Origin of the sequence: uncultured Pseudomonas sp. (genome assembly GCF_913777995.1) — a bacterium.
Taxonomy (GTDB): Bacteria; Pseudomonadota; Gammaproteobacteria; order Pseudomonadales; family Pseudomonadaceae; genus Aquipseudomonas.
Genome location: NZ_CAJYVE010000040.1, coordinates 55,030 through 62,073, shown reverse-complemented (window position 1 = coordinate 62,073; position 7,044 = coordinate 55,030). Strand labels below are relative to the sequence as shown.

The following is a 7,044-nucleotide window of genomic DNA, read 5'->3' as shown; positions in this document are numbered from 1 at the left end:
TTCCAGGGGGCCGGCGCAATGGGCCGTCCCTGGCCCAGTGCGCCTAAGCCGGCTTCCCTGCCGGCTTACCCCCTTCCATGACACCTCCACTCGGCCTGCACCGAAGTCGCGTTTTGCGGCGTCTGTGAGAGCTGTGCTCGAAAAGCAAAAGCGACGCCAGATCGGATTGCTTTGGTCTAAAAGATCAGTATTGCGGCTAAAGCCGCTCCCGGCGTGAGCGGGGTGTGCCGCGCTTACTCCAGGTCGCGGCGCATGCCGATGTGCGGGATGCCATCTTCCAGATACACCTCGCCCACCGGGTTGAAGCCATAGCGGCTGTAGTAGCCCTGCAGATGGGCCTGGGCGGAAAGGTAGATGGGTTGATCCGGCCACTTGCGCTCGGCCTGTTCCAGGGCCTGCTCCATCAGTTCATGGCCCAGGCCTTTCTTGCGGATCGCCGGGGCGGTGACCACGCGGCCGATGGTCACGTCGCCATTCTGCTGGATCGGGTCCAGCAGGCGCAGGTAGGCGACCAGCTGGCCCTCCTGCATACCCAGCACATGACAGGTGTCTCCGATCAGGTCCAGGCCATCGACATCCTGATAGACGCACTGCTGTTCGACTACGAACACCTCGGCACGCAGGCGCAGAACCGCATACAGCTGTTCGAGGGTCAGGTCGGTATGGTGTTTGCAGATCCATTTGATAGACATGTCGCTGACTCGGAGATAAACCTTCGCGGATTCTAAACCCATCGCGCTGCATTCCCAATCAATCCCTCCCTGCGCGGCTCGGCTGTTTAAAGTCGTTGTGGACATAGGCAGGTGGCTGGGTGGATTGGTAGCATCCGTGAACCCGGCAGACGTTCCTGCAGTCTGCCGGTGAGTGGTTTGGAAGCCACCGACCAATTAGGGAATTGAGCATGCCTCGATGGATTCGGGCCATAGGGATGGTAGGACTGCTGTTGGCAGGGCCGGGCGAAGCGGCAGAGCGCCTGCGCCTGGTGGGTGATTCCTGGGCGCCTTTCACCGACGCCGGTTTGCTCAATGGTGGCCTGGCCACCGATATCGTCAGTACGGCACTGGCCAGGGCCGGCTATGCCTCTTCCTACGAACAGGTGCCCTGGGCCAGGGCGCTGCGCGGCGTGGCCGAGGGGCGCTACGATGTGCTGGTGAACGCCTGGTACACCGAAGAGCGCACCCGAATCGGCCAGTTTTCCGCCGAGTACCTGGTCAACCGCATCCTCTTCGTCAAGCGCCGGGACGCGCTGTTCAGCGAGTGGACCCCATCCATGCTGCACCGCCACGCTATTGGGGTGGTCAGGGGCTACGCCTATTCCCCGTCATTCGATGAGGACCCCAGCCTGCACAAGGTTCCGGTCGTGGACTTCTCCATGGCGGTGCGCATGCTGGCGGCGGGGCGCATCGATCTGACCCTGGAAGACGAATTCGTCGCCCGTCATCAGTTGGCCGTGGAAGATGCCTCGGTGCGTGACGCGCTGGAGTTCATGCCGATGCCCTTGGCCGAGAACAGTTTGCACATCCTCGTCAGCCTCAAGCACCCCGATCATGCGCGGATCGTCCAACGTTTCGACGCGGCGATTGCGGCGATGAAAGCCGATGGCAGCTACCAGGCCTTGTTGCGCCGCCATGGTTTTTGACGCAGTCCTGATGGCGGCTTTAGCCGCCAGGACATTCAGTGCATCTGCTGTGAACATGCGGATGCCTCGCGGCTGAAGCCGCCACCCCGCCAGCCATGCCGACCGGCATGGCCTTCAAGGGATCAGGCCTCTACAGCCGGCTCGCCCTGCTTGACCAGGTGCGCCGCCAGGGTGCGCAGCGGCGCCAGTTGCCGACAGATCAGCGCCAGCTGGGTCTGCACCAGGCGCTGGCTTTCTTCCATGTCATCGGGAATCTGCTCCAGCTCGGTGGCCAGGGCTTCCTCGTCGTCGCTCTGCACCGCCACGGGCTGGCGCTCGGCCAGGGCCTGGGCGATTTCTTCCAGGCTGGCCGCCACGGTCGCGCCGGCGCCGTCGATCAGGTGTTCGTGCACCGTGGGCGGCAGTTGCGTGTCGCGGTGCGCGCCCAGGCCGGACAAGTAGCTGAGCAAAGTGTGGGACAGCACCAGGAAGCGAAAGCCCACGTCGGCCTCTTTCCTGAAGTGACCGGGTTCCTTGAGCATGTTGGCCAGCGTGGTGGACAGCGCGGCGTCGGCGTTGTGGGCGTTGCGCCGCGCCAGGCGGTAGGCCAGGTCGTCGCTCTTGCCCTGGGCGTATTGCTGCATGATCTGCCGCAGGTACAGGCTGTTGCACGCCAGGGTGTTGGCCAGCACCTTGTTCAGCCGCCGACCCTGCCAGTCGGGCAGGAACAGCGCCACGGCCAGGCCGGCAATCAGGCTACCCAGCAGGGTATCGAACAGCCGCGGCAGCAGCAGGCCGTAGCCATCGCCAACCTGGTTGAAGCAGAACAGCACCATCACCGTGATCGCTGCCGTGGACAGGGTATAGCGGGTGGTGCGGTTGACGAAGAACACCACCCCCGCCAATACCGCACACATCGACTGCAGGATCGGGCTGGTGACCAGCCCGAACAGCGCCCAGCCGGCCACCAGGCCGATGGCCGTGCCGACGATCCGCTGACCGAGCTTGATGCGTGTGGCGCCATAGCTGGGCTGACAGACGAACACCGTGGTGAGGATGATCCAGTAGCCGTTGGCCGGGTGGATCAGGTGCACCATGGCATAGCCCACCGAGAGCGCCAGGGGCAGGCGCAAGGCGTGGCGGAACAGCAGTGAGGTGGGGGTCATCTGTGTACGCAGGCGGTTCCACACATCCTTGAGATTGCGCGGCGAGCGGTCCAGCAGGCTGCTGTCGCGGGCGTCGGCCACGGCGTCGGGGTTGCTGGCGTCGCTGATCAACCGGTCAAGGGTCTCCAGGTTGGCGGCCAGGGCACGCAGCGAGCGCAGCAGGCTGCGCCAGGCCGGGTTGCTCTGCAGGCGCAGGTGCTCCAGGGAGGCGCGCAGGTCTTCCATGGCTTCGGCGAAGTTGGCGTCGTAGATGAATGGCTGACGCATCTGGATGGATTCGGACAGCGCCTGACAGGCCGAGCCCTGCTGGCGCAGCAGACGCTGGCAGCGGAACAGCACGTCGCTGTGGAAGAAGGCCTCGGCCAGCGAGTTGTAGGGGTAGTGCGACGAGCTGGCGCGCTCGTGGATGTCCTGGGCGATGAAGTACAGCTTCAGGTAGCGGCTGACCTTGGAGCCGGGCCGACTGCTGCCGACCCGGTGCAGGATGATCTCCTTGGTGGCGTTGAGCGCTGCGACCACCTTGCCGTTCTGCTGGGCCAGCTCGATGCGTCGGGCCTCGACGTCCAGGGTGCGGATCGGCTCGAACAGGCTGGACTTGAGCTTCAGGTACAGGCCCAGCTCACGGAACAGCCGCGCCAGCGCCTGTTGCACCGGCTGGTTGGAGAACAGCAGCTGCCAGACCACCGACAGCAGCCCGTACCAGGCTGCACCGGCGACCAGCAGCATGGGCTCGTGCCAGAAATCCAGCACTTCGCCGCCGCGCTGGTCGACGCCGATCATGGTGTACACCGAGAGAATCAGCGTGCCGTAGGCAATCGCCCCGTAGCGCTCGCCCAAGGCGCCGAGCATGGTCAGGCAGAAGCTGGCCAGCGCCAGGGCCACGACGAACAGCCAGGGGTAGGGAAACAGCAGCTCCACGGCCAGTGCGGCAATGCTGAAGCACACCAGGGTCACCGCCAAGGCATTGAGGCGGCCTTGCCAGTTGTCGTCGGTCTCGGCCAGGGCGCTGGCGATAATGCCGAGGAACAGCGGAATCAGCAGGCCCATTTCGTTCTGGTACCAGCACAGCGCCATGCTGCCGGTCAGGGCGATGAACACCCGAATGCTGTAGGCGAACTTGTCCTGTGCCCACAGGCGGCGGAAGGTATGACTCAGGGATTTCGATGCCATGAATGCGCTGACGGCCTTTTTCGCAGGTGAACGGGCAGAAGCAGAGGATGTACAGCGCCCCGGTAACGCTGTACATCGGCATAGCAAGATTTGTTCCGCGCGTACAAGTTCCCGGGTGAACAGTCAGCGGGGCTGAGCGCAGTGTCGCTCACTAAGGCCAGGCAGGTAGCGGCTTTGGCCGCAATATTGTTCTATCAAGCGCTTTGTGGCTTTGTGGGAGCTTGCTCGCGAAAAACTGGCAACGTCGCTATCTGCTGTGAAGTTGACGCCGCCTTCGCGAGCAAGCTCGCTCCCACGGTCTAACTGACCGGTATCGGGGTTAGACGTACTGCGCGGCTGCGTAGCCAGAGGCCCAGGCCCACTGGAAGTTGAAGCCACCCAGGTGGCCCGTGACGTCCAGCACCTCGCCGATAAAGTACAACCCAGGCGACTTCAGCGACTCCATGGTCTTGGACGACACCTCGCGGGTGTCGATGCCGCCCAGGGTCACTTCGGCGGTGCGGTAACCCTCGGTACCGGCCGGCACCACCTGCCAGTCCGCCAGTTTTTCGGCGATGCTCGCCAGCTCGGCGTGGGTGTACTGCTTCATGGGCTTCGAGGTGAACCACTGCTCGGCCAGCAGGGTGGCCATTTTCTTGGTGAAGACTTCACCCAGCAGGGTCTTCAGCTCGCTGTTGGGGCGTTCGGCCTGTTGCTGCTTGAGCCATTCGTGGGCATCGCGGTCGGGCAGCAGGTTGATGTGCACCGTGTCGCCCGCCTGCCAGAACGAGGAGATCTGCAATATCGCCGGGCCGCTCAGCCCACGGTGGGTGAACAGGATGTTCTCGCGAAAGCTGGTGTCGTTGCAGCTCACCAGGCAGTCCACCGAAGTACCGGACAGCTCGCCACACAGCGTCTTGAGCTGGTCGGTGATGGTGAAGGGCACCAGCCCGGCGCGGGTTGGCAGCAAGCGATGGCCGAACTGCTGGCCGACCTGGTAGCCGAAACCGGTGGCGCCCAGGGTCGGGATCGACAGCCCGCCGGTGGCGATCACCAGCGAGGTACACGTCAGCGTGCCCAGGGTGGTCTGCAGGCGGTAGCCGCTGTCGGTCTTGTCGATCTGCTGCACCGAGGTGTCCATGTGCAGGCTGGCACCGGCCTTGTCGCACTCATCCAGCAGCATCTGCAGGATGTCGCTGGACTTGTTGTCGCAGAACAGTTGGCCGAGTTTCTTCTCGTGATACGGCACGCCGTTGCGCAGCACCAGGTCGATGAAGTCCCACTGGGTGTAGCGGGCCAGCGCCGATTTGCAGAAGTGCGGGTTCTGCGACAGGAAATTGGCCGGCTCGGTGTACATATTGGTGAAGTTGCAGCGCCCGCCACCGGACATGAGGATCTTCTTGCCCGGTTTATTGGCGTGGTCGATGACCATCACCCGGCGGCCGCGGGCAGCGGCAGTCAGGGCACACATCAGGCCGGCGGCGCCGGCGCCGATGATGACAACGTCTGTTGCGGGCACAGCGAATTCCTCTCGTGGGGAGCGATGCAGAAGTTTCCAAAACTGGCTGTGGGAGCGGCCCTGGTCGCGAAGAGGCCATTGAGAACAGGACGTCTCGGTGAGGCTTTCGCGAGCCAGCTCGCTCCCACAGGTTCAGCCTCTATGGCGGTTATCAGACAATCCGCACGCGCAGCGACTTGCCCTTGATCTTGCCCTTGTTCAGACGCTCCAGCGCCTGTTTGGCCACGTCACGCTCCACGGCCACGTAGGCCTGGAAGTCGAAGATCGCGATTTTGCCCACCTGCTTGCCTGGCAATCCTGCCTCGCCGGTCAACGCGCCGAGAATGTCGCCGGGGCGCAGCTTGTCCTTGCGCCCCGAGGCGATGCACAGGGTGGTCATCGGCGCGAGCAGCTTGGCGCCGCCCTTGCTGCTCAGCTCGTCGTACTGCTGCCAGTTCAACGCGCCGTCCTGCAGTTCTTCGATGGCTCGGGCGCGGTGGCTTTCCGCCGGCGACACCAGGCTGACCGCCAAGCCCTTCTCGCCGGCGCGACCGGTACGGCCAATGCGGTGGATGTGGTTTTCCGCATCACGCGCCAGCTCGACGTTGATCACCATGTCCAGCGCGTCGATGTCCAGGCCGCGTGCCGCCACGTCGGTGGCCACCAGCACCGAGGTGCTGCGGTTGGCGAACAGCGTCAGCACCTGGTCGCGGTCGCGCTGTTCCAGATCACCGTGCAGGGCGACCGCCGAGATGCCCTTGGCGCCCAAGTGGTCGACCACATCCTGGACCTGCTGCTTGGTGAAGCAGAACGCCACGCAGGACACCGGTTGGAAATGGTTGAGGACCCGCACCACGGCGTCCAGGCGCTGGTTGGGCGCGATTTCGTAGAAGATCTGCTCGATCTGCGTGTCGTCGTGCAGCGCTTCGACCTTGACCGTGGTCGGGTCGCGCAGGAAGGTCGACGCCAGTTGCTGGATGCCCTCGGGGTAGGTGGCCGAGAACAGCAGGGTCTGCCGGCGCTTGGGGGTCTGGCCGATGATGTCGGCGATGGAGTCGTAGAAGCCCATGTCGAGCATGCGGTCGGCTTCATCGAGCACCAGGGTGTTGAGGCCGTCGAGCTTCAGCGTGCCCTTGCTCAGGTGCTGCTGAATGCGCCCCGGTGTGCCGACGATGATGTGCGCTCCGTGCTCCAGAGAGCCGATCTGTGGGCCGAACGGCACGCCGCCGCACAGGGTCAGGACCTTGATGTTGTCCTCGGCACGCGCCAGGCGACGGATTTCCTTGGCCACCTGGTCGGCCAGCTCGCGAGTCGGGCACATCACCAGGGCCTGGCAACCGAAGAAGCGCGGGTTGATCGGATTCAGCAGGCCGATGCCGAAAGCGGCGGTCTTGCCACTGCCGGTCTTGGCCTGGGCGATCAGGTCCTTGCCCTTGAGAATCACCGGCAGGCTCTGTGCCTGGATCGGCGTCATGCTGGCGTAGCCCAGCGACTCCAGGTTGGCCAGCATGGCGGCGGAAAGGGGCAGGGTGTTGAAAGCGGTTTGGGTCACGACGGCGGGCCTGAGAAGCAAAATGCCGCGTAGTGTAGCAAATCGCCGGGGCGCTTAATGC

At 64.2% G+C, this 7,044-nt stretch carries 5 protein-coding genes; 1 reads left to right on the top strand and 4 read right to left on the bottom strand.

The genetic code is table 11. From position 1 onward, the window contains the following. Window positions 1-233: 233 nt before the first annotated feature. On the bottom strand, window positions 234-692 hold the full coding sequence (locus tag QZ497_RS17650) for a GNAT family N-acetyltransferase (protein ID WP_295477303.1): 459 nt from the start codon (window positions 690-692) through the stop codon (window positions 234-236). Between the two features lie 209 nt (window positions 693-901). On the opposite strand from QZ497_RS17650, the gene QZ497_RS17645 reads away from it, so the two are divergent. Then, entirely contained in the window at window positions 902-1,639 is a 738-nt protein-coding gene (locus tag QZ497_RS17645) for a transporter substrate-binding domain-containing protein (protein ID WP_295477301.1), read from the top strand. A gap of 122 nt (window positions 1,640-1,761) precedes the next feature. On the opposite strand, the gene yccS is transcribed toward QZ497_RS17645, so the two are convergent. From yccS to dbpA, 3 genes are all read right to left on the bottom strand, one after another. After that, a complete protein-coding gene (yccS, locus tag QZ497_RS17640; protein WP_295477298.1) occupies window positions 1,762-3,954 on the bottom strand; it encodes a YccS family putative transporter in 2,193 nt (730 codons plus the stop codon). Between the two features lie 319 nt (window positions 3,955-4,273). After that, complete coding sequence (locus tag QZ497_RS17635; protein WP_295477296.1) at window positions 4,274-5,452, bottom strand: NAD(P)/FAD-dependent oxidoreductase; 1,179 nt, start codon at window positions 5,450-5,452, stop codon at window positions 4,274-4,276. A gap of 151 nt (window positions 5,453-5,603) precedes the next feature. Further along, entirely contained in the window at window positions 5,604-6,983 is a 1,380-nt protein-coding gene (gene dbpA / locus QZ497_RS17630) for an ATP-dependent RNA helicase DbpA (RefSeq protein WP_295477294.1), read from the bottom strand. Window positions 6,984-7,044 lie beyond the last annotated feature (61 nt).

Excerpts from the sequence above, each read along its gene's own strand:
- QZ497_RS17645 (WP_295477301.1), top strand. The coding sequence starts at position 902 with ATGCCTCGATGGATTCGGGCCATAGGGATGGTAGGACTGCTGTTGGCA.
- QZ497_RS17650 (WP_295477303.1), bottom strand. The coding sequence starts at position 692 with ATGTCTATCAAATGGATCTGCAAACACCATACCGACCTGACCCTCGAA.
- yccS (WP_295477298.1), bottom strand. The coding sequence starts at position 3,954 with ATGGCATCGAAATCCCTGAGTCATACCTTCCGCCGCCTGTGGGCACAG.